General features: G+C 75.4%; 21 protein-coding genes. 11 read left to right on the forward strand and 10 right to left on the reverse strand.

Annotation, left to right across the window (positions count from 1 at the left end; translation table 11 throughout):
- Positions 1 to 72: 72 nt before the first annotated feature.
- The gene (locus tag IF23_RS0125260) at positions 73 to 270 is read left to right on the forward strand and encodes a hypothetical protein (protein WP_030287499.1); all 198 of its coding nucleotides are present in this window, start codon (positions 73 to 75) and stop codon (positions 268 to 270) included.
- Between the two features lie 28 nt (positions 271 to 298).
- Here the strand turns inward: IF23_RS0125260 and IF23_RS0125265 are convergent, their stop codons facing one another.
- Together IF23_RS0125265 and IF23_RS0125270 are read right to left on the reverse strand one after the other, a co-directional pair.
- Positions 299 to 1084, reverse strand: coding sequence for an enoyl-CoA hydratase/isomerase family protein (locus IF23_RS0125265; RefSeq protein ID WP_030287502.1), 786 nt, complete (start codon positions 1082 to 1084; stop codon positions 299 to 301).
- 232 nt (positions 1085 to 1316) lie between these two features.
- On the reverse strand, positions 1317 to 3566 hold the full coding sequence (locus IF23_RS0125270) for an acetate--CoA ligase family protein (RefSeq protein WP_030287504.1): 2250 nt from the start codon (positions 3564 to 3566) through the stop codon (positions 1317 to 1319).
- A 250-nt stretch (positions 3567 to 3816) separates the two neighbouring features.
- On the opposite strand from IF23_RS0125270, the gene IF23_RS0125275 reads away from it, so the two are divergent.
- From IF23_RS0125275 to IF23_RS0125285, 3 genes are all read left to right on the forward strand, one after another.
- The gene (locus IF23_RS0125275) at positions 3817 to 4269 is read left to right on the forward strand and encodes a DoxX family membrane protein (RefSeq protein WP_030287506.1); all 453 of its coding nucleotides are present in this window, start codon (positions 3817 to 3819) and stop codon (positions 4267 to 4269) included.
- Complete coding sequence (locus IF23_RS0125280) at positions 4266 to 4745, forward strand: Zn-ribbon domain-containing OB-fold protein (protein ID WP_051739880.1); 480 nt, start codon at positions 4266 to 4268, stop codon at positions 4743 to 4745. Before IF23_RS0125275 ends, IF23_RS0125280 begins: the two co-directional genes overlap by 4 nt.
- 90 nt (positions 4746 to 4835) lie before the next feature.
- Positions 4836 to 5330, forward strand: coding sequence for a GNAT family N-acetyltransferase (locus tag IF23_RS0125285; RefSeq protein ID WP_030287510.1), 495 nt, complete (start codon positions 4836 to 4838; stop codon positions 5328 to 5330).
- A 59-nt stretch (positions 5331 to 5389) separates the two neighbouring features.
- Here the strand turns inward: IF23_RS0125285 and IF23_RS0125290 are convergent, their stop codons facing one another.
- The gene (locus tag IF23_RS0125290) at positions 5390 to 5947 is read right to left on the reverse strand and encodes a DUF3291 domain-containing protein (RefSeq protein WP_030287512.1); all 558 of its coding nucleotides are present in this window, start codon (positions 5945 to 5947) and stop codon (positions 5390 to 5392) included.
- Positions 5948 to 6276: 329 nt separating this feature from the next.
- Between IF23_RS0125290 and IF23_RS0125295 the strand changes: the two genes are divergently transcribed.
- Positions 6277 to 7158 carry an alpha/beta fold hydrolase gene (locus tag IF23_RS0125295; protein ID WP_030287514.1) on the forward strand — a complete coding sequence of 294 codons (882 nt, stop codon included), beginning with the start codon at positions 6277 to 6279 and terminating at the stop codon, positions 7156 to 7158.
- Positions 7159 to 7182: 24 nt separating this feature from the next.
- Here IF23_RS0125295 and IF23_RS0125300 read toward each other — a convergent pair whose 3' ends face one another.
- A complete protein-coding gene (locus IF23_RS0125300; RefSeq protein ID WP_051739881.1) occupies positions 7183 to 7899 on the reverse strand; it encodes a pyridoxine/pyridoxamine 5'-phosphate oxidase in 717 nt (238 codons plus the stop codon).
- A gap of 669 nt (positions 7900 to 8568) precedes the next feature.
- Here IF23_RS0125300 and IF23_RS0125305 point away from each other — a divergent pair.
- A complete protein-coding gene (locus IF23_RS0125305; RefSeq protein WP_030287518.1) occupies positions 8569 to 9738 on the forward strand; it encodes a macrolide family glycosyltransferase in 1170 nt (389 codons plus the stop codon).
- A 48-nt stretch (positions 9739 to 9786) separates the two neighbouring features.
- On the opposite strand, the gene IF23_RS0125310 is transcribed toward IF23_RS0125305, so the two are convergent.
- Complete coding sequence (locus IF23_RS0125310) at positions 9787 to 10986, reverse strand: thiolase C-terminal domain-containing protein (protein ID WP_030287520.1); 1200 nt, start codon at positions 10984 to 10986, stop codon at positions 9787 to 9789.
- 291 nt (positions 10987 to 11277) lie between these two features.
- Here IF23_RS0125310 and IF23_RS0125315 point away from each other — a divergent pair, with 291 nt between their 5' ends.
- Positions 11278 to 12516 carry an acyl-CoA dehydrogenase family protein gene (locus IF23_RS0125315; protein ID WP_030287521.1) on the forward strand — a complete coding sequence of 413 codons (1239 nt, stop codon included), beginning with the start codon at positions 11278 to 11280 and terminating at the stop codon, positions 12514 to 12516.
- Positions 12517 to 12913: 397 nt separating this feature from the next.
- On the opposite strand, the gene IF23_RS0125320 is transcribed toward IF23_RS0125315, so the two are convergent.
- Positions 12914 to 13561, reverse strand: coding sequence for a TetR family transcriptional regulator (locus IF23_RS0125320; RefSeq protein WP_030287522.1), 648 nt, complete (start codon positions 13559 to 13561; stop codon positions 12914 to 12916).
- A gap of 365 nt (positions 13562 to 13926) precedes the next feature.
- Here IF23_RS0125320 and IF23_RS0125325 point away from each other — a divergent pair, with 365 nt between their 5' ends.
- Entirely contained in the window at positions 13927 to 14727 is an 801-nt protein-coding gene (locus tag IF23_RS0125325; RefSeq protein ID WP_030287523.1) for a VOC family protein, read from the forward strand.
- Positions 14728 to 15445: 718 nt separating this feature from the next.
- Entirely contained in the window at positions 15446 to 17974 is a 2529-nt protein-coding gene (gene afsK, locus IF23_RS0125330; protein ID WP_245655106.1) for a protein serine/threonine kinase AfsK, read from the forward strand.
- A 77-nt stretch (positions 17975 to 18051) separates the two neighbouring features.
- Here afsK and IF23_RS35680 read toward each other — a convergent pair whose 3' ends face one another.
- A complete protein-coding gene (locus IF23_RS35680) occupies positions 18052 to 19089 on the reverse strand; it encodes a hypothetical protein (RefSeq protein ID WP_425423885.1) in 1038 nt (345 codons plus the stop codon).
- A 233-nt stretch (positions 19090 to 19322) separates the two neighbouring features.
- Between IF23_RS35680 and IF23_RS0125340 the strand changes: the two genes are divergently transcribed.
- Positions 19323 to 19862, forward strand: a complete 540-nt coding sequence (locus IF23_RS0125340; RefSeq protein ID WP_030287528.1) for a hypothetical protein — start codon at positions 19323 to 19325, stop codon at positions 19860 to 19862.
- Here IF23_RS0125340 and IF23_RS0125345 read toward each other — a convergent pair.
- From IF23_RS0125345 to IF23_RS0125355, 3 genes are read right to left on the reverse strand one after another with little or no spacing between them, the layout of a single operon-like run.
- Complete coding sequence (locus IF23_RS0125345; RefSeq protein ID WP_030287530.1) at positions 19822 to 20625, reverse strand: enoyl-CoA hydratase/isomerase family protein; 804 nt, start codon at positions 20623 to 20625, stop codon at positions 19822 to 19824. The two genes, IF23_RS0125340 and IF23_RS0125345, sit on opposite strands and share 41 nt — an antisense overlap.
- On the reverse strand, positions 20622 to 21104 hold the full coding sequence (locus IF23_RS0125350; protein ID WP_051739887.1) for a Zn-ribbon domain-containing OB-fold protein: 483 nt from the start codon (positions 21102 to 21104) through the stop codon (positions 20622 to 20624). The genes IF23_RS0125345 and IF23_RS0125350 overlap by 4 nt, the downstream gene beginning before the upstream one ends.
- A gap of 25 nt (positions 21105 to 21129) precedes the next feature.
- Positions 21130 to 22281 carry a lipid-transfer protein gene (locus IF23_RS0125355; RefSeq protein ID WP_030287534.1) on the reverse strand — a complete coding sequence of 384 codons (1152 nt, stop codon included), beginning with the start codon at positions 22279 to 22281 and terminating at the stop codon, positions 21130 to 21132.
- Between the two features lie 93 nt (positions 22282 to 22374).
- Here IF23_RS0125355 and IF23_RS0125360 point away from each other — a divergent pair, with 93 nt between their 5' ends.
- Positions 22375 to 24003: a FadD3 family acyl-CoA ligase gene (locus IF23_RS0125360; protein WP_030287536.1), complete on the forward strand. Its 1629-nt coding sequence runs from the start codon at positions 22375 to 22377 to the stop codon at positions 24001 to 24003.
- The last annotated feature ends 78 nt before the right edge of the window (positions 24004 to 24081 follow it).

The raw sequence follows: 24081 nt of genomic DNA on the forward strand, positions 1-24081 counted from the left end.
ATCGGGGGGCCCGGCCGTATGAGGGATGCCGGGTCCGCACTGCACGGGAGAGCAGCGATGAAGGTACGAGCCATGTTCAACGGAGCCGTCGGCGCCGGGGTCCTCACCGTCGGACTGCTGGGCGCGGCGGGCGCCGTCACGGCGTCGTCGGCGGACGGCGACGGCGCGCCCGCCGCGGTGGACCGGGTGGTGCCGACCCAGCCGGGGCCCCCGGGGGAGGGGCCGCCGGGCCCCGCCGTGCCCCGGGTCCCGGCCCAGCGCACCCGGTAGCGCCGGTCAGCGCCCCCGGTAGCGCCGGTCAGCGCCCCCGGTAGACGGGGGTGCGGCGGTCCACGAACGCGGCGACGCCCTCCTGGGCGTCCGCCGTCGTCATGGTCAGCTCCTGAGCGGTGGCCTCGGCGGCGAACGCCGCACTCCGGTCGCCGTCCAGGGAGGCGTTGACCAGCTGTTTGGTGAGGGCGAGCGCCCTGGTGGGGGCGGCGGCCAGCCGGTCGGCCCACTCCCGGGCGCGCTGCGGCAGCTCGTCGTCGGGGACCACCCGGTTGACCAGCCCCAGCCGCGCGGCGTCCGCGGCGGGCAGCGCGTCGCCGAAGAACATCAGCTCCTTCGCCCGCTGCGGGCCGATCAGCCGCGGCAGCAGATAGGCGCCGCCGCCGTCCGGCACCAGACCGCGGCGGACGAACACCTCGATGAACCGCGCCGACTCGGCGGCGAGCACCAGATCGCAGGCGAACGCCAGATGCGCGCCGAGCCCGGCGGCGGTGCCGTTGACGGCCGCGAGGACCGGCTTCTCGCAGTCCAGCACCGCCCCGACGAGCCGCTGCGCCCCGCCCCGGATCAGCCGCGCCACATCCCCGGCCACCCGCTCCCCGGACCCGCCCGCGCGGGGGGCCCGCAGATCCGCCCCGGCACAGAACCCCTTGCCCCGCGCGGTGATCAGCACGGCCCGTACCGCGGGGTCGGCGGAGGCTTCCGCGAGCCGGTCGATGATGCGTTCGCGCTGGTCGGGGGTGAGGGCGTTATGGGCCTCGGGCCGGTTGAGGGTGAGCGTGGCGACGCCGTTGTCAGTGGTGTGCAGTATCAAGGAATCCGAGGCACCGGCCGCCGCGGCGGACGCGTCGGAGGTGCCGGGGGAATCGGGGGAGTCGGAGAGGGGGGCGGAGGTCATGGGGGCGTGGCTCCTGGGGATGTGGGTGCGGTGGCTGCCGGTGCTGCTGCGGTGGTGGCCGGGCGCGCGCGGCGGCGCGGGGGCGGGCGGTACGTGTCCCGGGCGCGGCGGGTGCGGGCCGGTGCGGTGTGGTCCGGTGCGGGGCGGGTCAGTGGCAGACGGCGAGCGCGTCCAGCGCCACCGCGCCCTGCCCCCGGGGGAGCACCACCAGCGGATTGATGTCCAGCTCGGCGAGGCCACCGTCGAGTTCGAGCGCCATCCGCTGGACCCGCAGCACCACCTCCACCAGCGCGTCGACGTCCGCGGGCGGCGCGCCCCGGACGCCCTCCAGCAGGGCGTGGCCGCGGAGTTCGCCGAGCATCGCGCGGGCCTGCTCCTCGCCGAAGGGCGGCACCCCGACCGCGACGTCCTGGAGCACCTCCACCAGCACCCCGCCGAGCCCGACGGTCACGGTCGGCCCGAAGAGGCTGTCGCGGGTGACGCCCACGACCATCTCGACGCCCCGCTCGATCATCTGGCAGACCAGCACCCCGTCCAGCGGCACGCCCTCGCAGCGGGCGATCTCGGTCAGTTCGCGATAGGCGTCCCGGACCTGGCTGGCGGAGGTCAGACCCACCTTGACCAGCCCCAGTTCGCTCTTGTGCGCCAGCTGCGGCCCGGATGCCTTCATGACGACGGGGTAGCCGACCAGGCTCGCCGCCCGTACCGCCGCCGCCGCGCTGGTCACCAACTGCTCCCGTGGTACGCGGATGCCGTACGCGCGCAGCAGCTGCTTCGCCGCGTGCTCGCTGAGCTGGGTGCCCGGGCGCAGCAGGGCGCGGGCCTTGCGGGCGGACGGCGAGAGGGTGCGCGGGGCGTCGTCGAAGGGGGAGCGGTAGTCGGCCGTGAAGCGGTGGTGGCCGAGATAGGCGCGGACGGCGGTGACGCAGTTGCCGAAGGTGCGGAAGGTCGCCACCCGCGAGGAGCCCAGCAGCGTGGAGCGGTACGCCTCCTCGGTGCCGACGGGCGAGCCCCACACCACGCACACCAGCTTGTCGGTGCGTTCGGCGGCGGCCACCAGGTCCCGGGCGAGTTTGTCGCTCATCGGGGGGAACGGTCCGGTGATCGGGCAGATCAGCACGCCGACGGACGGGTCGTCGAGGATCGCGTCGATGATCTTCGGGCCGCGGTGGTCGCCGACCGGGTGGCCGCCGTTGTCGATCGGGTTGGCGACGTTCAGGTAGTCGGGTATCCACCGGTGCAGTTCGGTCTGCTTGGCGTCGGAGAGGACGGGCAGGTGCAGCCCCGCGGCGGTCGCCAGGTCCGCGAAGTGGGCGCCGGTGCCCCCGGAGATCGAATAGACCGCGACGCCCTCGGCGAGCGGCTTCCGGGCCCGGGCCAGCAGCGCCGCGGTGTCCTGGAGCTCGTCCAGCCCGTCCACCCGGATGACGCCGAACTGCCGCATCGCCGCGTCGACGACGCCGTCCGCGCCGGTGAGTTTGCCGGTGTGGGAGGCGGCGGTGCGGGCGCCGGTCTCCGTACGGCCGACCTTCACGGCGACGACGGGTACGCCCGCGCGGGCGGCGTGGTCGGCGGCGAGCAGGAAGCTGCGGCCGTCCTTCAGCCCTTCCACATACGCGGCGATGGCGCCGACCTCGGGACGGGAGGCGAAGTAGGAGAGGAAGTCGGCGGTCTCCAGATCGGCCTCGTTGCCGGTCGGGGCCCAGTGCGTCAGGCGGATGCCCAGCTCCTGGAGGGCGAAGACCGGGCGGCCCTGGTGGCCTGACTGGGTGATCAGGGCGATCGAGGGCCCGTCGAGGTCGTCGCGGAACGACTCGAAGGCGTTGAGGTTGGTGTTCGGCCCGAGCAGCCGGACGCCGGAGCGCCGGACGGCGTCCGCCAGGCGCTCCTGGGCGGCGGCGCCGTCCGCGCCGGTCTCGGCGAAGCCGGAGGCGAACGCCACCGCGAACGACACCCCGGCCGCGGGCAGTTGCTCGATGACCGGCACCGGGTCGGCGACGAGCAGCACCGCGAGGTCGACCGGTTCCGGGAGGTCGGCGACGGTCGGGTGGCAGACGCGGTCGAAGACGGTGCGCCGTCCGGGGTTCACCGGGTGCAGCCGGGCGCCGACGCGGTCGGCCCAGGCGATCAGCTGCCGGGTGATGCCGGTGTTGGGACGGCCCTCGCTGTCGGACGCGCCGACGACCGCCACCGAGGCGGGCCGGAAGAAGCGGTCCAGGTCGGGCACGGCGGCGGACAGCGGACGGCCGCTGACGTCGAGGTCGGCCGCGGCTCCGGGGCGTCCGTCCGGGGACGGAGGGACCGTGCCGTGTGCGGTGTGGGGTGGTTGCTCCCCGCAGGCCACGACGCGGGCCGGGCGGGAGTGAGTGCTGAGGGTGCCGTGAGTCGATCCAAGCATCGCAGTCGCCCGCTCCTCTGTGACGGCGGCTCTCCGTGCTGACGCGCGGTCAGATTACTGGAACTGACGGTCTGTCAGGAATGGGGCTGCACGGAAAGGTTCCGGTGGGCGGCGCCGGATGGCCGACGGGGCAACTCCCGCCCCGTTCCGGCCTCTTGCGCGTCCGCGTCCGGATCGGCTGAACTGGCTCCGCCGTAACTGACGTAGCGTCAGATGTGGTCATGGGGCTCTTCGAAGGAGGACGCGCGCGATGCAGACGATCTGGCTCGGCGGGGCCGAATGGCTCGCCGTGCTCCGTATCGGCCTCGGCCTGTGGTGGCTGGAGAGCTGGCGGCACAAGGACAAGAAGGCGTGGTTCGCGCGCGGCACCGGCATCGCCTGGGCCGCGGACGTCGCCGACCGGCACCGCTGGGGTGTGGTGCGGCGGGGGTTCGACGCGGTGGTGCGGCCGTACCCGAAGACGATGGCGTACCTCGTCGTGTATGCGGAACTGGCCCTCGGGCTGGGGCTGGTGCTCGGCTTCCTCACCCCGGTCGCGCTGGTCGGCGGGGCGGTGCTCAACCTCCTCTACCTGGCCTTGATGATCCACGACTGGGCGGAGCAGGGGCAGAACGGCATGATGGCGCTGATCTCGCTGGTCGGCCTCTTCGCGCTGTGCGGCCAGAGCTGGTCGCTGGACGCGGCGCTGGGACTGTTCCGGTGACGGGCGGGACGGCGGGCGGGAGGAGCACGGTCCGCTTCGATCTGCCGGAGACCGACGCGTTCACCCGCCCGTACTGGGAGGCTGCCGCGGCCGGACGGCTGCTGCTGCGCCGGTGCCGGGCCGAGGGGTGCGGTGCGGCGCACCACTATCCGCGCGAGTTCTGCCCGCGCTGCTGGAGCGAGGACGTGGTGTGGGAGCGGGCGTCCGGCCGCGCCACGCTCTACACCTGGTCGGTGGTGCACCGTAACGACCTGCCGCCGTTCGGCGAGCGCGTCCCGTACGTCGCCGCCGTGGTGGAGCTGGCCGAGGGGCCCCGGATGATGACCCAGATCGTCGACTGTCCCGCGGCGGGGCTGCGGATCGGGATGGCGCTGCGGGTCGCGTTCCGGGACATCGGGCCGGGGGAGGCGACGTCCGGGGCGGGGACGGACGTGGTCATTCCGGTGTTCCGGCCGGAGGAAGGGGCCGGGAGCTGAGCCGTCCGCCCCGCCGTCCGGCCCGGTGCGCCGCCCCCGACGTGGGAAAAGTCGGTGGAGCGGCGCCCCGGGCGCGGGCATCCTGTGGCGATGCAGATCCAGATCCGAGAAGCCACCGCCGCCGACTGGCCCGCCGTCTGGGCGTTCTTCCGCCCGATCGTCGCCGCCGGTGAGACGTACACCTACCCGCGCGACCTCGACGAGGCGAGCGCGCGGGAGCTGTGGCTGCTCCGCCCGCCGGGGCGGACCGTCGTCGCCGTGGACGGGGCGGGCACGGTCCTCGGCTCGGCGAAGATGAACCCCAACCACCTGGGCGCCGCCGACCACATCGCCGGTGCCAGCTTCATGGTGGACCCCGGCCACGGCGGTCGGGGCGTCGGACGGGCCCTCGGGGAGCACGTCCTCGCGTGGGCGCGCGCCGAGGGGTACCGCGCGATGCAGTTCAACGCGGTGGTGGAGACCAACACCGGCGCGGTGGCCCTGTGGCGTTCGCTCGGCTTCCGGATCCTGGCCACCCTCCCGGAGGGCTTCCGCCACCCCACCAAGGGCTATGTGGGCCTGCACATCATGTTCCAGGAGCTGTGACGGGGCGGTGAGCGGCGGCGCCGGGCGCGGCGGCGCAGCCGGCCGCTCCCGCCGCCCCGTCAGCGGGCCCGGTCGCCCCGTGGCCCGGTGCCGTCGACCGTGGTCGGCGTCCCGTCCGGGGCGAACGGGCGGCGGAAGGTGAAGGCGTGCGCGGTGGCGCCGTGGCCGTGGAGGCGTTCCAGCCGGGCGACGCCGTCCTGCCAGGTGGGGGTGGCGCCGTCGGGGGCCCACCAGAGCATGTAGCCGGGGTGCGCCGCCCGCTCGAACCAGTCGTACCGCCTGTTCATCGCGGCACGGTGCAGTCCGGTGTAGAGGGCGTCGAAGGCGGAGCGCGGGTCGGTCCAGAGCGAGAGGGTCGCGGCCAGGGCGAGGGTTTCCGGCGTACGGCCCCTGTCGTACCAGGCCGGGACGGTGAACCGGCCCCAGGCGCCCCAGTCCAGGTCGAAGTGGCTGCCCCGGGGGCCGTCCGCCGCTTCGGCGTGGGCGAGGTATCCGGGGTGGTGGCTGATCGTCCGGTAGACGGCCTCGGCGCCGTCGTGGAACTCGCGCATGAGGGGTGTGGGATCGGTGAGCGGCGACTTCAGGATGCCGAACGTGTACAGAGCGAGAGCGGGCATGTGTCTCTCCCTGGTCGGGCTGACGGGTGTGGACACGGTGCGGTGGTGTGCGCGGGGCGGGTGCGTGGGGCGTGACCGGCTCGTCCGGTAGGGGACGGCCCGGCCTGAACGGGCCCGGTACGGCCCTGGGCGACCACCGGGGACGAGGTGAAGGTAGCCGCCTCCGCGCGCCCTGTCGACGTTGCGTTTTCCCTGCACAAGTGCCCTTCCGCCAGCGGTCCTCGCGGGATCCGGGGCGGTGTTCCGGCCGCCGCCGGGGGAGCGCGCACCGGCCCGGACGGCGCCCTCGGGGGCTGTGCTCCCGCGCCCCGTTCCGGCAGACTGCCGCTATGCCGATCATCGACGTAGCGCCCGGAATCTCCCTCGCCCACGAGTGCTTCGGCGACCCCGACGACGCCCCGGTGCTGCTCGTGATGGGCCTCGGCGCGCAGATGATCGCCTGGGACGAGGGGCTCTGCCGGGCGCTCGCGGACCGTGGCCGCCATGTGATCCGGTTCGACAACCGCGACTGCGGGCGGTCGACCGCCTTCGACGACCACCCCGTGGACATGGCCCGGTTCATCGAGACCGTCAAGGCGGGAGACCTCGCCGCCGCCCTCGCGATGGTGCCGTACCGGCTCACCGACATGGCCGACGACGGGTTCGCGCTGCTCACCGCGTTGGGCATCGAGCGGGCCCATGTCGTCGGCGCCTCGATGGGCGGCATGATCGCGCAGCGGATGGCGCTGACCCGGCCGGAGCGGGTGCTGAGCCTGACGTCCATGATGTCCACGACCGGCGAGCCGGAGTACGGCCGCTCCACCCCCGAGGCCCGGGCGGGGCTCTTCGGCCCGCGCCCCGACGACCGGGCGGGGTACATCGCGGCGGCCGAACGCGAGCTGGTGTGGGCCTCGCGGCGGTACGGCGACGCCGACGAGCTGCGGCGGCTGGCCGCCGAGAGCTACGACCGCGGCCACCACCCCGGCGGCGTCGCGCGGCAGATGGGCGCGATGGTCCTCGACGGCTCCCGCGCGGACGCGCTGCGCGGGCTGCGGGTGCCGACGCTGGTGATCCACGGTCTGGACGACACCCTGATCGACCCCAGCGGCGGCCGCCGCACCGCGGAGCTGGTGCCCGGCGCCGAACTGCTGCTCGTCCCGGACATGGGCCACGACCGGCCGCGCCCGCTCTGGCCCGTTCTCGTCGACGCGATGGCCCGCCACACGGCCTGAGACCTCGCCGGAGCGCCCGCCCGGCTACGGCCAGAGCAGCTCCCGCCGCCATGTGGCGCCGTCCTTGCGGTAGTTGAGCCGTACGTGGCGGCGCCGGGCGTCGCCCTGGAAGAACTCGGCGGTCTCCGCGCGCAGGGTGTAGCGGGTCCAGTCGGGCACCGGGGCGTCCGGTTCGCGGACCGCGCGGTCCCAGGCGGCGTCGGCGGCGCGGTCCAGTTCGGCGGCCGAGCCGAGCACCTCGCTCTGCCGCCCGACCAGCGCCGCGGCCAGCGAACCGGTGGACCGCCCGTGCAGCGCCGCCGCGCTCTCCCCGGGGTCGGCCGCGGTGACCGTCCCCTCGATCCGGACCTGACGGCCGACCGCCGCCCAGTAGAAGAGCAGCGCGGCGCGGGGCCGGTCGGCCAGTTCGCGCCCCTTGCGGCTGCCCCGGTGGGAGCCGAAGTGCCAGCCCCGCTCGTCGGCGTCGTGCAGCATCACGATGCGTACGGAAGGGTCCCCGGCGGCGTCCGCGGTGGCCAGCGTCATGGTGTGCGGCTCGGGCTGCCCGGCCTCGGCGGCCTCGCGCAGCCAGCGGCGGAAGAGCGGCAACGGCGCGTCCGGCGCCTGCGACGCGTCGAACGACGGCAGCGGATGGTCCCAGACCCGCAGCCCGCGCAGCAGTTCACGGAAGGCGCGGTCCGCGTCGTACGGGGCGTCGGGGGACGGCACGGGCGCCTCGGCGGCGTCCCGGCCCGGGTTCATGGAGTCTTCGGCCATGGCGGGCAGGGTACGGGGGGTTCGGCGCCGGGCGGTGGGGCGGACGGAGGGCGGGGCGGGGTCGGGCCCGGTGGCGGCCGGGCCGCGCGTGCGGGCCGAGCGCGGGGCCGTGGCGGGCTGACCAGGTCCGCAGGTCGGGACGGGCCAGGCACAGGCCGGGCGCAGGCCAGCCGCAAGCCGGGCACGGGCCCCGCTCGCGCCCTCCGCCGACCGGAAAACCCGTGGCGCCGCCGCCCGTTGTCCGCCTACCGTCCTCGTATGCATTTCCTCCAGTTCTACGGCTGATCAGGCCGGGCGCCCGCGCCCGCCCCCGTCCCGCTCCCCGGTCGACCGGCTCCCGTGCCGGTCCGTGCCGCGCCGTTCCCGTGCCCGCGCCGCGGCCGGGACCGCGGCCGTCCCGTGACGCCCGGAACCGCTGACGCCTGAGCGCGTCCGCGCCCCGGACGCCGCGCCGCACCCGGGGACGCGGGCCTCGTCCGCGTGCCGTCATGGCGTCCGTTCGTCCGGCCGCCCGCTCACGGCACCCCGTACCCGTAGACCGAGCAGAGGATTGTCATGCCTGAGAACACCCCGCGCCCGCACGCCCCTTCCCGTACCTCGGCGCTGGTGGCGCCGGGGGCCGATGCGCCCGTCCGGGGGCGGGCGCATGTGGCGATGATCGGGACGCCGATGGTCAGCCATGTGCTGCCCGGCCTGGAGATCATCCGTGAGCTGGTGGCGCGCGGACACCGCGTCACCTACGCCAACTCCGACCACGCCGCCGAGCTGATCCGCACCACCGGCGCCGAGTTCGTCCGCCACACCTCGGTGCTGCCGGTGGCCACCAACATCTGGCCGGACGACCCGATCGCCGCCGCCTCACTCTTCCTCGACGAGGCGGTCGAGGTCCTTCCGCAGCTGCGGCCGGTCTACGACGCCGACCCCGCGGACCTCTACCTCCACGACGTCGGCGCGTACGCGGGCCGGGCGCTCGCCGAGGCGCAGGGCCGGGAGATCATCCAGCTCTCGCCGACCTTCGTCGGCTGGGAGGGCGCCCAGGAGGAGATGGGCGAGGCGTTCGCCGCGCTGGCGGGCGCCGAGGAGTACACGGCGCGGTTCGCGGCGTGGCTGGCGGAGTCCGGTGCGACCACCCTGGACGTGTCGGAGTTCAGCGGGTGGCCCCGGCGGGCGCTGGCGACGATCCCGCGGGCCATGCAGCCGCACGCCGATCGGGTCGATCCCGACCGGGTCACCTTCGTCGGCCCCTGCTCGTGGGGGCGGGCGGAGCGGGAGAGCTGGCGGCGTCCGGCCGGTGCCGAGAAGGTGATGCTGATCTCGCTGGGCAGCGCGTACACCCGGCAGCCGGAGTTCTACCGGCGGTGCCTCGCGGCGTTCGGGGAGCTGCCCGGGTGGCATGTGGTGCTCCAGATCGGCCGGTACACCGATCCGGCGGAGCTGGGCGAGGTGCCCGGGAACGTCGAGGTCCGGTCGTGGGTCCCGCAGTTGGCGATCCTGGAGCAGGCGGATCTGTTCGTCACCCATGCCGGGATGGGCAGCTGCTCGGAGGCGCTGCTGTGCGGGGTGCCGATGATCGCGGTGCCGCAGGGCGCCGAGCAGTTCCTCAACGCCGACCGCCTCGTCGCCCTGGGCGTCGCCCGCCGTCTGGACACCGCCGACGCGACGGCCGACGCGTTGCGCACGGCGCTGCGGGAGCTGTCGGCCGATCCGGGGCTCTCCGCCCGGGTGGCCGAACTCCGGGCCGCCGCCCGCGCGGAGGGCGGCGCCGCGCGCGCCGCCGATCTGATCGAGGAGCGGCTGGAGCGGATCCTGGCGGCCAGGGGCTGAGGCCGGGGGAGGGCGCCGTCCTCGGGACCGGCGCCCTCCCCGCGGCGGTCAGCCCGCCCCCAGCACCACCGTTCCCGACGAACAGAACCACCCTCCGGTGCCGGAGACGGCCGCCAGCCGGGGCGGGCGGCTGCCCCCGGCGCCGTCGGGCCGGTGGACCTGGCGGCCCCCGCCCGCCGTGCCGCGCAGCTGCCGTACCGCCTCGACCAGCAGGAACAGCCCGCGCATCCCGGGGTGGCAGGCCGACAGGCCGCCGCCGTCGGTGTTGACGGGCAGCGCACCGTCCCGCAGCAGCCGCCCCCCGCCGACGAACGCGCCGCCCTCGCCCTTCGCGCAGAAGCCCAGGTCCTCCAGCGTCACCAGGGTCATGTAGGTGAAGGCGTCGTAGAGCTGGGCGATCTCGATCTCGTCGGGGCGGACGCCGGAGCGGGCGAAGGCGAGGCGGCCGGAGACGGCGGCGGGGGAGACGGTGAAGTCCTCCCACTCGGACATCGTGGTGTGGGAGACGGCGGTGCCGGAGCCGAGCACCCACACCGGCGGTACGGCGAGGTCCGGGACGAGGTCCTCGGCGACCAGCAGGACGGCGCAGCCGCCGTCCGAGCGGATGCAGCAGTGCAGTTTGGTGAACGGGTCGGCGATGACCGGCCCGGCCAGCACCTCGTCGACGGTGATCGGGTCCCGGTACAGCGCGTCCGGGTTGGTGGCCGCGTTGGCCCGCGCCTGGACGGCGACCTCGGCCAGCTGCTCCGGTGTCGTGCCGTACCGGTGCATATGGCGGCGGGCGGCCATGGCGTACTTGGCGATCAGGGTGTGCCCGTAGGGGACCTCGAACTGGAGCGGGCCGCGGGCGCCGAACGAGAGGTTGGCGGTGCGGCGCCGGGCCTTGAGGTCGGCGCGGGCGGTGGAGCCGTAGACCAGCAGGACCGCGCGGGCGTGTCCGGCGGCGATGGCGTCGGCGGCGTGGGCGGCCATCACCTCCCAGGTGGAGCCGCCCACCGAGGTCGAGTCCACCCAGGTGGGGCGGAGTCCCAGATACTCCGCGACCTCGACCGGGGCGAGCGTGCCGAGTCCGGCGGAGGCGAATCCGTCGATGTCCTCGCGCGCGAGTCCGCAGTCGGCCAGCGCCCGGCGCGCGGCCTGGGCGTGGAGTGCGTACGGAGTGGCGTCGTCCACCCGCCCGCAGTCGGAGAGGGCGACTCCGGCGACGGCCACCTTGCGCTTCCCGTAGGGGTTCCCTGACGGCGTCATAAATCTGACGGTACATCAGATACGAGGTCCCGGGCAGGGGGAGGGGCGGGCCCGTAGGGGCAGGGATCTCCCCTGGGGGAGGCGCCCAACTCCCGCCCCCGGCAGGTGCTTCGGCCGACGGTGGCAGTTGGCGACAGGCCCTAGGAAAGTCCGCACCCCGTCCTTACCATGACGAGCCGTCAGATTCCGCGACGGCCGCCCGCCGGTGCGCGGGGGCCGCACCCGGGCCGCAGCCCCGGGCGTCCGCCGCCGTACGGAGGGCGTTGCCGCACGGCCGGGAGGAGCCCGCCGATGGACGCCGCGACCACCGAGGAACAGGAAGAGTTCCGCCGCACCCTCCGTGCCCACCTGCGCGGCGGCCCCCACCCGGACGGGGAACCGGGCGGGAACGGCGACCCGGACCGCGGGCCGGAGACCTCCGGGGACGCATGGCGGCGGCTCGCGGCGCGCGCGGGACTGGCCGGGGCCGGACTCCCGGCCGCGTACGGCGGAGGCGGCGGCGGACCCGTGGCGCTCGCGGTGGCCTGCGAGGAGACCGGCCGGACGCTACGGCCGTCGCCGCTGTTCGCCACCGCCGTGCTCACCGCGCCACTGCTCCTCGCCCTCGGCACCGAGCGGCAGCGCGACACCCTGCTGCCGCGCTGCGCCGCCGGGGAACTGACCTGCGCCACCGCCGTCCCCGCGGGCCGGTTGGGCACCGCGCTCGCGCTCACCGGCCCGAACGGCGGCGACTGGGCGGGCGGCGGCCGGGCCGGGGGCCTCCAGGCGCGCAAGGTGCCCGGCGGCCCCGGACGGGCCCCGGAGGACGGCGGCCGGTGGCTGCTCTACGGCGAGGCGGCGCAGGTCCTCGACGGGCACACCGCCGGACTCCTGCTGGTCGCCGCGCACACCGGCGGCTTCGCCCGCAGCCGCACCCGCCTCTTCCTGGTGGCCGCCGGGGCGCCGGGCCTGCGCCGGATCGCGCTGCCCACGGCGCCCGGCGAACGGCCCCGCGCCCGCCTCGAACTCCGTCAGGTCGAGGCGGAGCTGCTCGGCGCGGAGGAGGCCGGTGCGGCGGCCGGGCGGACGCCGGAGAACGCCGCGCTCGCCGCCGTCGGGGCGGGCGCCGCCGCGGCGCTGGCGGCGGAGACCGCCGGTGCGGCCGACGCGGTGCTGAGCCGCGCCGCCGCCCGGGTACGGGACGGGGGCGCCCCGGCGGGCGAGGGGGCGCGCGTCGCGGAGCTGCACGCCGCCGTCCGGGCGGTCCGGGCCGCCGCGTACGGGGCCGCCGGTGCCGCCGAACCGGGCGCCGGCGCGCTGGCGCTGGCCCAGGCGCTGCAGACGCAGCGGGCGGTGGCGGCGCAGGTCGCGCCGCCCGGGGACGACGGGGCGGCGTACGCGCGGCGGGCGGCCGGGGACGAACTGCTGCTGGGCCCCGTGCACCGGCTGCGGGAGCGGGCGGCGGAGGAGGCGGGGCTGTTCGCCACCGGGGAGCGCGGGCGGAGCGGGCCGCCCGGAGGGAGCGCGGCGGTCGTGGCGGGCATCGGGTGAGCGGGGCGCGGGGACCGGTGGGGACGTCCGCGGGCCGGGCGGGCGCGCGCACCGCGCCGTAGGCCGTCGCCCGGCGGGACGCCCCGGCGGTCCGGCCGCCGTACGTCGCCCGTGGGGCACGGAGCGGATGGCGGACCGGGCTCGTCCGGCCGGAGCGGTGCCGGTCGCGGACGGTGCGGGGCAAGGGGGGAACGGCGCCGGGCGGGGGCCCGGCGGCGGGGACATGGGTGGGGGGATCGGCGGACCCGGGACGGGTCTGCGGTGGGGGTGGCGCCGTGGGGGCGCGGCGGGCCGGTGCGGCACTCCCGGCGGCTGCGTCGGCGCCGGGGGGTGATCCGTACGGGCGTCCGCGGGCGGGCCCGGGGAGCGGGGCCGGCCGGGTGGGCGGCTGCCCGGATTACTTCGTGGGCTTCTTTCCGGTGACGCCGAAATGCACCAACAGCGCGAGATTCGGCTTCAGTTCGGCCTGTTTGACGCCCCAGCTCTGGAATCCCTTCTGATGTCCGGCGACGGCCGCCAGCATGGCCACGATCGAACCGGCCATGGCCGCCGCGCTCACCTCCTTGTCGACCTTGTTGCGGCTCTGCAGCTCCTCGATGGATTCCGTGAGCGAGTTCGTCACGGCATTGAGGATCTTCATGCGGATCTTGTAGAACCGCTTGTCGCCCTCGGCGGCACCCAGATCGACGACGCGCAGAATCGCGTCGTTACGGCGCCAGAACGACAGGAAGCCGTCCACCAGCTCCTCCGCCGCCGCCCAGCCGGACTTTCCGACCCAGGAACGCCCGGCGACGAGATCGGTGAGTTCCGCGCCCTCTTTCGCCATCCCGTCGGCGATTTCGAGGACGGCACCCTCCACGTCGGGGAAGTACTGATAGAACGTAGCGGGTGAAGTGCCCGCTTTTCGGGCCACGTCAATGACCTTCACATCCCGGTACGGGGATGAACTGAGCATTTCACTGAGGCAGTCGAGAAGCTTCTGCCGCGTCGCCTGCCCGCGGCGGCCGGCAACTCTGCCGTCGACGGTTCGCACTTGTCCTGTCATGCCGTCAGCTTACCGAGGGGGGATCGGAGCGCGATTTGGCTGCCTGCAAATGGGGATGGGGGATTTCGGGATATTCGGTCCCGGTTGATTCCGGCGCGGCATGATGCCACGGGTCCGTGGAAGCCGCCGCCCCGGAGTGCGGGCGGCGCGGGCGGTTCCCGTGCGGGGGCGCGGCGGCCCCCGGGTGCGACGATTGACCCGAACCGGTGAATCCTCTTATCAACAGCCTGTGGACAAGTTCGGTGGACAACCGCAGGGTAAGTCCCGTCCCCCGACGCGCGGTTGAGCGAGGCCGTCTCCGCGGGTGACGCATACGTTCGAATTCCTGTCGGGCGACGGCCGTGGAACACCGCTAGCGTGCACCTATGACGGCGATGACGGCATTCCCGGAGGGCACACCCTGCTGGGTGGATGCGATGCTCCCCGATCTCGACGCCGGAAAGCGTTTCTACGGGGAGCTGTTCGGCTGGACCTTCGACGAAGGCGCCGAGGAATTCGGCGGCTATACCGTCGCCTTCCGCGACGGCAGGAAAGCCGCCGCGCTCATGCCGCGGCCCGACCCGTCGATGCCCGTTTCCTGGGGCATTTCCTTCGCCACCCCCGACGCCGCCCGCACCGAGCAGACCGTCATCCGCTCCGGCGGCCGGATCGTCTGCCCGCCGATGCCCGTCGGCGACCTCGGCACGCTGCTGGTCGCCACCGACCCGGGCGGCGCGGTCTTCAGCGCCTGGCAGGCGGGGGCGCACCGCGGCTTCGAGATCTCCGGCGAGCCCGGCGGCTACGTCTGGACGGGCCTCAACACCCGCCTCCCGCACACCGCCGACGCCTTCTACGCCAAGGTCTTCGGCTTCGTCGGCGTCCCGCGCAGCCCGATGGCGGGGCCCGGGGTCCTGCCGTGGCGGCTGACCGGCGGGGACCGCGAGATCGGCTGCCGCGTCACCGTCGGCCCCGACCTGCCCGGCGCCGCGGGCGTTCCCGACCACTTCACCGTCTGCTTCCTGGTGGACGCGATGGACGAGGCGGTGCGCACCGCCACCGCCCTCGGCGGAACCGTCGTGGGCGGGCCGCACTCCTCCTCCGGGGGCCCGTTCGCGGTCCTCCGTGACAATCAGGGCGCCACGTTCGGCGTGATGGCCCCGAAACAGCCCGCGAGACCGCAGAATTGACGGGTACGGCATGAACAGCACGGCAGAGGGACCGGCAGGACCGCCCGGCGGGACCGGGGGCGGGCCGGGGCGGGCGACGACGGGGAACGCATGACCAGCAGGGATCGGCGGCGCGAGCGCGCCGCGCGGACGGCGCCACGACCGACGGCGCGGCGACCGGCACCGGGCACGGCCCGCCCGCCGGGCGACGCCGGGCGCCCCCGGACCCGCCGCCCCGCCCGGGGCGTCCCCCGGGCCCGTCGCCCCGGCGCGCGGAGACCGGCGGCCCACCCGTCACGGAGCGTCGCCCCCGTCTGACGGACGACGCCCGGAGACCGGCACGCACCGTCTGTTTCCGGACACCGCGCCCCCGGCCCCGTACCCGGTTCGACCGACCGGAAGGGGCAGGCCGCGGAGGGCGCCGCCGCCCGGCCCGCACCGGCCCCTCGCGCCCGTGAGGGAGCGGTCGGCGGCCGGTGGGTGACCCCTTTGGGGGGACGTATCGGCGCACGTCAGACAAGGATTGCTCACGGTGGGTGACGGCTTTGCCGCGTAGTGCGGGGGCGGCCCGGCACGACCGCGCGCGGGCCCCGGGTTCGCCACCGGGGCCTTCGCCAGGAAGAATCAGCTCGCATACGGCCGTTCAGGCCAGCGGTGAGACGCTGCACGGGGCAGTGGCTCTCGGCGGCGCGGTGCTTTGGAGAGTCTCTTTTACGCCCCACGGGGAGGTGGCAGGCAAGTGGTGGAGCAGCTGACGCAGCTGACGCAGCACGATCCCCGGCGGATCGGCCCGTTCGAGGTGCTCGGCCGTCTCGGGGCCGGCGGCATGGGACTGGTCTATCTGGCGCGCTCGGCGTCCGGCCGGCGCGTGGCGATCAAGACGGTGCGCACGGAGCTGGCCGAGGACCAGCTGTTCCGGGTCCGCTTCACACGCGAGGTCGAGGCGGCCCGCGCGGTGTCCGGTTTCTACACCGCGGCGGTGGTCGACGCCGACCCGCGCGCCGCGGTGCCGTGGCTGGCGACCGCGTACGTCCCGGCGCCCTCCCTGGAGGAGATCGTCAACGAGTGCGGACCGCTGCCCGCGCAGGCGGTGCGCTGGCTGGCCGCGGGCATCGCCGAGGCGCTCCAGTCCATCCACGGCGCCGGGCTGGTCCACCGCGATCTGAAGCCCTCCAACGTCCTCGTCGTCGAGGACGGCCCCCGGGTCATCGACTTCGGCATCGCCTCCGGCGTCTCCAACACCCGCCTGACCATGACCAACGTCGCCGTCGGCACGCCCGCCTACATGTCGCCCGAGCAGGCCCGCGACTCCCGCAGCGTCACCGGCGCCAGCGACGTCTTCTCCCTCGGCTCCACCCTCGTCTTCGCCGCCACCGGGCACGCGCCGTTCCACGGCGCCAACCCCGTCGAGACGGTCTTCATGCTGCTGCGCGAGGGCCCCGACATCGCCGGGCTGCCGGACGAGCTGCGGCCCCTGATGGAGTCCTGTATGCAGATGGAGGCGGCCCACCGGCCGTCCCCCGCCGACCTCCAGTCGCAGCTCGCCCCGCACCTCTTCGGCTCCGGCACGGACGACAGCGGCACCGCCTCCGCCTGGCTGCCGCCCGGTGCGGTCGCCCTCATCGAGGGGCGCCGCGGCGGCCGTTCCGGACGCGCCGCCGACCGCGCCCCGGCCCGCCCGCCGGAGCCCCCGCGACCCCCGCAGGACGCGCCCCCGCGCCCCGTGGGCGCACCCCCGGCGGCGGCCCCCGCCACCGGCTGGCCGGGCCGGATCGGCGCCGGACCGGGCGCCCACCGCGGCGCCGACCCGCGCACCGGCGCCGGACCGCTGCCGTCCGCCCCGGGCCCCGACCCCGCCCCGTCCCGCGTCGCCCCGCTCCCGGACGCCCCCGCCGAGGCGGACGGCCACGGCGGGCCCGTACGGCTGGGCGCCTCGGCCGCCCCGATAGGGCCGGGCCCGCGTGCGGCCGACGCCCGTGAGACGCCGCGCGGCCACGCCCCGGCGACGGACTGGGTGCGGCCCCCGGCCGGTGCGTCCGGTGTGCCCGCGCAGGCGGGCCGCCCCGCGCTCCCGGACGGCGCCCCGGCGCGCCCCGAGCAGCCCCCGGCGCCCACCGAGCCGCCCGGCGCGGAGCCGAACCGCTGGCGCCCCTGGCGCTTCCGGATGTCGAACGACGTCTGGGGCACCCCGGCCGTCGCCGGTGACCTGCTCTACGTCACCTCCTTCGAGGTGCACGCGCTGGATGTGGCCAGTGGGCGGCGGAAGTTCAAGACCCGCGACGTGGCCTGGGCGATGGCGGTCGCCGACGGCCGGATCCACGCCTCCGACGGCCCCACGCTCTACGCGCTGGACGCCGTCGACGGCACCGAGCGCTGGCGGCTGAACACCGACGGCTGGGTGTACGCCCTCGCCGCCGAGCACGGCACGGTCGTCACCAGTACCCGGGGCGGCGGCGTCCAGGCGTGGGAGGCGGCCACCGGGGAGCTGCGGTGGGAGATCCGCGGCGCGCAGACCGACTTCGAGACCGCCGAGGCGGCCCCGGTGCTCCACGACGGCACGGTCTTCGTCGTCGCCGACGGCCGTCTCAAGGCGCTGGACGCCCGGACCGGCGCCGAACGCTGGGCCTGCCCGGTCGGGGACGCCGCGGCGTGCGGCGGCGTCCCGGTGCGGCTGCTGCCCGCCCCGGACGGCATGGCGTACGTCGTCGCGGGCGCCCGGGCGCTCGCCGTGGACATCGCGCGCGGCGAGGTGCGCTGGCACTTCGAGGCGCCCGCGGTCTTCGTGAGCCCGCCGTCGTTCGCCCCGGGCCCGGCCGTCACCGGGGGCGGCGTCTATCTCGTCGACTACCTCGGCACGGTCTACGCCCTGGACGCGGCCGACGGCCGGGACCGCTGGCGGATCGCGACCGAGCCCCGGCAGTCCACCGAGCCGGTGTTGGTCGCCCACGGCGCCGTCCATCTGGGCAGCGGCAAGGCGCTGTACACCCTCGACGCCGTCACCGGTACGCCGCGCTGGCGGTTCCAGGCGGGCGGTGAGGTGATCGGCGCCCCGGTCGTCGCCGAGGGCCGGGTCCACTTCGGCGCCGCCGACCACTGCCTCTACACGCTCGACGCGATGGGCGGCCAGCTCCGCTGGAAGCTGGCGACCGGCGGCGAGATCACCGGTACGCCGGTGGCGTCCGGCGGTGTGGTCTACGCCTGTAGCAAGGACCGCTGCGTGTACGCGCTGGACGCGGCCCGCGGGACGGGACAGGCCCGGCGGGCCTGAGCCGACGGAACACCGTCGCGCCCCGGGGCCGGTGGGTCCCGGGGCGCAGCCGTGTCCGGCGGGGTTACCCGGCGGGGTTACGGGGCGCCGTGCCCGTCGTCCCGGCGCCCGTCCTCCGGCGCACCGGGCTCACCGGGCGCCGCGTCCTCGTCATGTCCGGGCTCCCCGGGGCGGACGGCGCGCTGCTGCACCGTCTCGTCCAGGGGACCGGCCGCCCCGTCCGGTGTGCCCGCGCCGCCGTCGCCGGGCCGTACCTGCGGGAACGGGACGGTCGCGTCGGGGGTGCCGCCCCAGGAGGGCTCGGCGGCGGGCCCGGGCGGCGCGGTGTCGGGCGGCGCGGTGTCGGGCGCGGGGGCGGCGTCCGCGGCATGGGCGCCCGTGGGGGCGTGCGGCTCCTCGGCGCCCGCCTGCGGGCTGCCGCCGGGGTGCCGACGCAGCTCCTCGGCCCACCGCACCGGCGGCGTGGGCGGCTGGGGCGGCCCGCCGTCCTCCGGTGTCGGACCGGGTGGCGGGGGCGGTCGCCACTCCTGGGCGGGCGGGCGCCCGGGGTCCCACGGGGCGGGACCCGGCGCGGGCCGGGCGCCGTGCGCCCCCGGATCATTCCCGTACGCCTGCTCGTCGTGGGGCGCGGCGTACCGCTCGGCGCCGCGCCCTCCGTGGTCCTCCCGCTCGTCGTACCGCCCCCGGGCATGGCGGCCCTGCGGGACGTGGCGGCCGTGCATCACCAGGGCGGCGAGGAGCAGCAGGAGACCGCCGCCGAACGCGACCGCCACCCCGTCGCCCAGCCCGCCCCGGGGCCCGGCGGTGAGGCTGCCCGCCGCCTGGCCCTGCCGGACCATCCACAGGACGGTGAAGCCGAGCACCACCAGACCGGCCAGGGCCACCAGCGCGCGGCTGCGCAGCGCGACGCCGACCAGCGTGAGCAGGGCGGCGACGGCCATCGGCAGGAAGACGGAGCCGAGCAGTTCCGCGGAGGCGCGGCTGAGCCCGCCGAAGAGGTCCTCGATGCGGACGTCACGGGCGGGACGGCCGTCGTACCAGGGACGGAAGGGGCTCCATACGGCGGCCGTCGCTCCGATGAGGGCGATCAGGGAGCCGAACACGTTGCGCACCACCGGCGTCGCCTCGTTTCCGCGTCGTCCTGATGTCCTCGGTCCCGACGCTACGCCTGCCCGCCGGGGGCCGCGCGGCAGATACGGCGGGCAGGCGGCCGGGCGTTCGCGGACGGCGCCCGGCTGTCACCGCCCCTTGCTAGGGTGCCGTGCACGCGTCAAAGCCCGGCGGCCACCGGGCGGCGCGGCCTGGTTTTCCGGCGGAATCATGTGTGTCACGGGGGATGGACAGCGTTATGCAGCAGCGCACACGTACGCGCGCACGGGCCGCGGTCGCGGCCGTACTGGTGGCGGTCACCGCCGCCGCGATCGGCGGCTGCGGGCGGCTCAACCCGTTCGGCTACGCCCGCCCCACGCTCTCCACCACCTACTCCCCGAGCCCGGGAGCGGAGGCGACCCCGACGTACGGCGCCGAGCCCACCGACGCCTACTCGCCCGAGTACTCCCCGTCCCCGACGATGGCGACGTACGACCCCGACGGCCGCTCCGACGTGCGCGGCAGCGGCTGCGACTTCTCCAACTCGCTGCACGAGTTCACCTATCGGGTCAGCGTCACCAACACCTCCCTGTCGGACACCTTCTCGTACGACATGGAGATCGACTGGATGAAGGCGCGGCCGGCGGACGGGACGAGCTACGGGCGGCACACCCGCAGCATCACGGTGGCGCCCGGTGCCACCGAGACGTACACCGCCCGCTACACCGTCAACCAGTCGTCGATCGGCCGCTTCTGGTTCACCTGCCAGGTGACGCGGGCGGAGAAGTCCCGGATGTGACCGGGCGCCCCGGGGCGCGCTCACGGGCCGCGAACAGCTCGGCCTGCCGCTCCGGGGGCAGATTGCCCAGCGCGATCAGGTGCGGCGCCTGGGCCAGCGCCCGCTCCCGGGTCGCCTCGTGGGCGGCCCACAGCGCCCGTACGGTGCCCTGCACGGCGTCGGTGGGCTGCGCGGCGAGCACCGCGGCGCGGCGCAGCGCGGTCGCCGCCGCCTCGCCCGGCGCAGTCAACTCCGAGACCAGGCCGATCCGGTGGGCGCGGGCGGCGTCCAGCCGTTCCGCGGTGCCCATCAGGCACATCCGGGCGGCCTCCCCGTAGGGCATCCGCTGCGCCATGAGGATCGCCTCGTAGGCGCTGACCATCCCGTAGGTGGTGTGCGGGTCGAAGAAGGTGGAGTGCTCCGAGGCGATGATGAACTCCGCCTCGCCCAGCAGGTAGCAGGCGCCGCCGCAGGCCATTCCGTCGACCGCGGCGATCACCGGTTTCCACAGGTCGTTGGCCTTCGGCCCGATGTACAGCAGCGGATCGTCGAGGGAGTACGGCGACGGCGGCTGCGGGACGGTGACCTCGCGGTCGATGCCGGTGCAGAAGGCCCGGCCGCCCGCCCCGGTGACGACCGCGGCGCGTACGGAGGCGTCGAAGCGGAACGCCCGCCACAGGTCGGCCAGTTCGGCGGCTGCCGCCAGGTCCAGGGCGTTGAGCCGGGCGGGCCGGTCGAGGGTGACCAGCGCGACGCCGTCGTCGATCTCGGCACGGATGCTCACGGCCGCTCCAGGACCCAGCGGGGCACCGTCACGCCCCCGGGCGGGGTGTGGAAGACGGCCCGTACGGGGGCGCCGATGCGCAGCCGCGCCGGGTCGACGGAGTCCAGGCGGGCGTCGGCGTCCGCGACGACGTTGCCGACGAGCCGGATCCGGGGCGCGTCGGCCAGCTCCACGACGACGGCGTTGTACGGCGCCTGCGCCGCGTAGGCGGGCAGCAGCGGCGGGTGCGGGACGACGAACGACCAGATGTGGCCGCGGCCGGACGTGGTCCGCCAGTGGCTGTCGAAGGACTGGCAGTGCGGGCAGCAGGGGCGCGGCGGGAAGCGCGGAGCGGTGCACTCCGTGCAGGTCTGGACGCGCAGTTCGCCGCGGGCCGCGTACTCCCAGAATGGCGCGCCGTCCTCGTCGGGAACGGGAACCAGCAGGTCATCGACGGTGTCGGCCGGATTGTCAGTGGGCTGTGTCACGCTCTGTGACATGACGTTACGTGACTGCATCTTCCGATCAACTCCTCAGCAGCAGGGCCGAGGTGGGGACGCCCTCGCCCGCGGTGACCAGACAGGTGGCGGCGCCCGGGACCTGCGCGGTGCTGGTGCCGCGCAGCTGCTTGACGCCTTCGGTGATGAGGTTGAAGCCGTGGACGTACGCCTCCGAGAGGCCGCCGCCCGCGGTGTTCAGCGGCAGCCGCCCGCCGGTCTCCAGGGCGCCGCCCTCGGTGAAGGCCGCGCCCTCGCCACGCCCGCAGAAGCCGTAGCCCTCCAGGGAGAGCGGGATCAGCGGGGTGAAGGCGTCGTAGATCTGCGCCACGTCGACGTCCTGCGGGCCCAGGTCGGCGTTCTTCCACAGCTGGCGGGCGGCGGTCCAGGCGGGCCCGCTGAGCGGGTCGTCGTTCCAGTAGTTGACCATCCCGTGGTGCTGGGCGGGCAGCCCCTGGGCCACGGAGTGTACGTAGACGGGGCGTCGGCGGCAGTCGCGGGCGCGCTCCGCGGAGACCACGACGCAGGCCAGTGCGCCGTCCGTCTCCAGGCAGTTGTCGAAGAGGCAGAGCGGTTCGCTGATCCAGCGGGCGGTCATGTACATCTCGCGGGTCAGCGGCCGGTCGTACATCATCGCGGCCGGGTTCTGGTTGGCGCGGTTGCGGCAGGCGAGGGCGACGTTGAAGAGGTGGTCGCGGGTGGCGCCGTATTCGTGCATGTAGCGGCGGGCCAGCATGCCGATCTCGTCGGCGGGCCGCAGCAGCCCGAAGGGCCGGGTCCACTGCCCCGGGGTGGGGAGCTGGACCTGCGTGTTCTTCCACGGGCGGGGCCCGGAGCCGCGTTTGCGGGACCGCCAGGCGACGCCGACGTGCGCCTGCCCGGTGGCGACGGCGGCGGCCAGATGGGCCACGGTCGCGCAGGAACCGCCGCCGCCGTAGCCGACCTTGGAGAAGTGGGTGACGTCCCCGGCGCCGATGGCCTTGGCGATCTCGACCTCGTCGGTCTCCTCCATCGTGTAGGAGGCGAAGGCGTCCACCTCCGCGGGGGCGATCCCGGCGTCGTCGAGCGCGGCGAGGATCGCCCGGCAGGCAAGCGTCTTCTCGGATTCCTCCAGCCTCTTGGCGAACGGAGTCTGCCCGATGCCGGCTATCGCCGTAGCGTCCTTGAGGGTCGCCCCCATGGCCACCTCCGTGGTCGGTCGTCCGTACTGACAGCCGAGGAGGCTACCGCTAATCTGACGGGTAGTCAGCTCTTTGGCGGGAGGCGGTTCTCGATGCGCGACGACCTGGAAACGCGAGCGGATCTGCGGTACGGCTCCCTGCCCTGCCTGGTGCGCGAGGCCGCCGAACGGTACGGCCCGCGCGAGGCCGTCGTCGGAGGCCGCACCCGGCTCACCTACGCCGAACTGGGCGAACGCGTCGAGCGGGCCGCCGCCGCCTGCCTCGCCGCCGGAGTCACCCCGGGCGACCGCGTCGCCGTCTGGGCCCCCAACACCCCCGACTGGATCGTCTCCGCACTCGGCGCCGTCACCGCCGGTGCCGTCCTGGTGCCGGTCAACACCCGCTTCAAGGGCACCGAGGCCGCCGACATCCTGCGCCGCACCCGCGCCCGGCTCCTCTTCGTCACCGGCACCTTCCTCGGCACCTCCTACGTCGCCGCACTCCGCCGTGCTGCCCGGGAGGGGCCGGGCAGCGGACCGCTGCCCGGCCTGCCGGACCTGGAGCGCGTGGTGGTCCTCGCCGACGACGCCCCGGCCGACTTCGACAGCCGACCGGCCTTCCTCGCCGCCGGTGCCGCGGTCCCGCCCGGCGCGGTCCGCGAGCGCGCCGACGCCATCCGCCCCGACGACCCCTCCGACATCCTCTTCACCTCCGGCACCACCGGACTGCCCAAGGGCGCGGTGCTCAGCCACGCCCAGACGCTCCGCGCCTACGACACCTGGAGCGACCTCGCCGGTCTCACGGAGGGCGACCGCTATCTCATCGTCAACCCCTTCTTCCACACCTTCGGCTACAAAGCCGGGATCGTCGCCTGCCTGCTGCGCGGCGCCACGATGGTGCCGCAGCCGGTCTTCGACGCCGAGGCCACCCTCGCCCGCATCGCCGCCGAACGGATCTCCGTCCTGCCGGGCCCGCCCACCCTCCACCAGCAGCTCCTGGAACACCCGGCCCGGGCCCGGCACGACCTCTCGGCCCTGCGGCTGGTGGTCACCGGCGCCGCCGTTGTCCCGCTGGAGCTGGTCGAACGCCTCCGCGGCGAGTTGGGCGTCGCCACCGTCCTGACGGCGTACGGCCTGTCGGAGGCGGGCGGCCTCGTCACGATGTGCCGCCGCGGCGATCCGCCCGAGGCCGTCGCCGCGACCAGCGGCCGGGCCGTCCCCGGCACCGAGGTCCGTATCGCCGACACCGCCGACCGCCCCCTGCCGACCGGCACCCCGGGGGAGGTGCAGGTCCGCGGGTACCACGTGATGTCCGGCTACTTCGAGGATCCGGCGGCCACCGCGCGCACCCGCACCGCGGACGGCTGGCTGCGCACCGGCGACATCGGCGTCCTCGACGCGGACGGCAACCTCCGCATCACCGACCGCCTCAAGGACATGTTCATCGTCGGCGGCTTCAACGCCTATCCGGCCGAGATCGAGCAACTCCTCGGCCGCCACCCGGACATCACGGAGATAGCCGTCGTCGGGATACCGGACGCCCGGCTCGGCGAGGTCGGCAAGGCGTACGCCGTCCGCCGCTCCGGCGCGAGCCTGACCGCCGACGACCTCATCGCCTGGTCCCGCCGCGAGATGGCCAACTACAAGGTGCCCCGCCAGGTCGAGTTCGTCACACAACTACCACGCAACGCGAGCGGGAAGGTGCTGAAGACCCGGCTGCGGGCGGGGGCGGAGGGGGGTTGATACGGCGGGTGCGGTGAGCCCGGTGGGGGCCGGGGCCGGGGCGTACGCGGCCGGGGCACGTACGGCCGGGGCGGGGCG

The organism is Streptomyces catenulae, from assembly GCF_000718015.1.
In the GTDB taxonomy this organism is placed as follows: domain Bacteria; phylum Actinomycetota; class Actinomycetes; order Streptomycetales; family Streptomycetaceae; genus Streptomyces; species Streptomyces catenulae.

What these genes read in the sequence shown, in the direction of transcription:
- IF23_RS0125260 (WP_030287499.1), top strand. Translation starts at nt 73, where the DNA reads ATGTTCAACGGAGCCGTCGGCGCCGGGGTCCTCACCGTCGGACTGCTG.
- IF23_RS0125270 (WP_030287504.1), bottom strand. Translation starts at nt 3,566, where the DNA reads ATGCTTGGATCGACTCACGGCACCCTCAGCACTCACTCCCGCCCGGCC.
- IF23_RS0125275 (WP_030287506.1), top strand. Translation starts at nt 3,817, where the DNA reads ATGCAGACGATCTGGCTCGGCGGGGCCGAATGGCTCGCCGTGCTCCGT.
- IF23_RS0125285 (WP_030287510.1), top strand. Translation starts at nt 4,836, where the DNA reads ATGCAGATCCAGATCCGAGAAGCCACCGCCGCCGACTGGCCCGCCGTC.
- IF23_RS0125290 (WP_030287512.1), bottom strand. Translation starts at nt 5,947, where the DNA reads ATGCCCGCTCTCGCTCTGTACACGTTCGGCATCCTGAAGTCGCCGCTC.
- IF23_RS0125295 (WP_030287514.1), top strand. Translation starts at nt 6,277, where the DNA reads ATGCCGATCATCGACGTAGCGCCCGGAATCTCCCTCGCCCACGAGTGC.
- IF23_RS0125300 (WP_051739881.1), bottom strand. Translation starts at nt 7,899, where the DNA reads ATGAACCCGGGCCGGGACGCCGCCGAGGCGCCCGTGCCGTCCCCCGAC.
- IF23_RS0125305 (WP_030287518.1), top strand. Translation starts at nt 8,569, where the DNA reads ATGATCGGGACGCCGATGGTCAGCCATGTGCTGCCCGGCCTGGAGATC.
- IF23_RS0125310 (WP_030287520.1), bottom strand. Translation starts at nt 10,986, where the DNA reads ATGACGCCGTCAGGGAACCCCTACGGGAAGCGCAAGGTGGCCGTCGCC.
- IF23_RS0125315 (WP_030287521.1), top strand. Translation starts at nt 11,278, where the DNA reads ATGGACGCCGCGACCACCGAGGAACAGGAAGAGTTCCGCCGCACCCTC.
- IF23_RS0125320 (WP_030287522.1), bottom strand. Translation starts at nt 13,561, where the DNA reads ATGACAGGACAAGTGCGAACCGTCGACGGCAGAGTTGCCGGCCGCCGC.
- IF23_RS0125325 (WP_030287523.1), top strand. Translation starts at nt 13,927, where the DNA reads ATGACGGCGATGACGGCATTCCCGGAGGGCACACCCTGCTGGGTGGAT.
- IF23_RS0125340 (WP_030287528.1), top strand. Translation starts at nt 19,323, where the DNA reads ATGCAGCAGCGCACACGTACGCGCGCACGGGCCGCGGTCGCGGCCGTA.
- IF23_RS0125350 (WP_051739887.1), bottom strand. Translation starts at nt 21,104, where the DNA reads ATGTCACAGAGCGTGACACAGCCCACTGACAATCCGGCCGACACCGTC.
- IF23_RS0125355 (WP_030287534.1), bottom strand. Translation starts at nt 22,281, where the DNA reads ATGGGGGCGACCCTCAAGGACGCTACGGCGATAGCCGGCATCGGGCAG.
- IF23_RS0125360 (WP_030287536.1), top strand. Translation starts at nt 22,375, where the DNA reads ATGCGCGACGACCTGGAAACGCGAGCGGATCTGCGGTACGGCTCCCTG.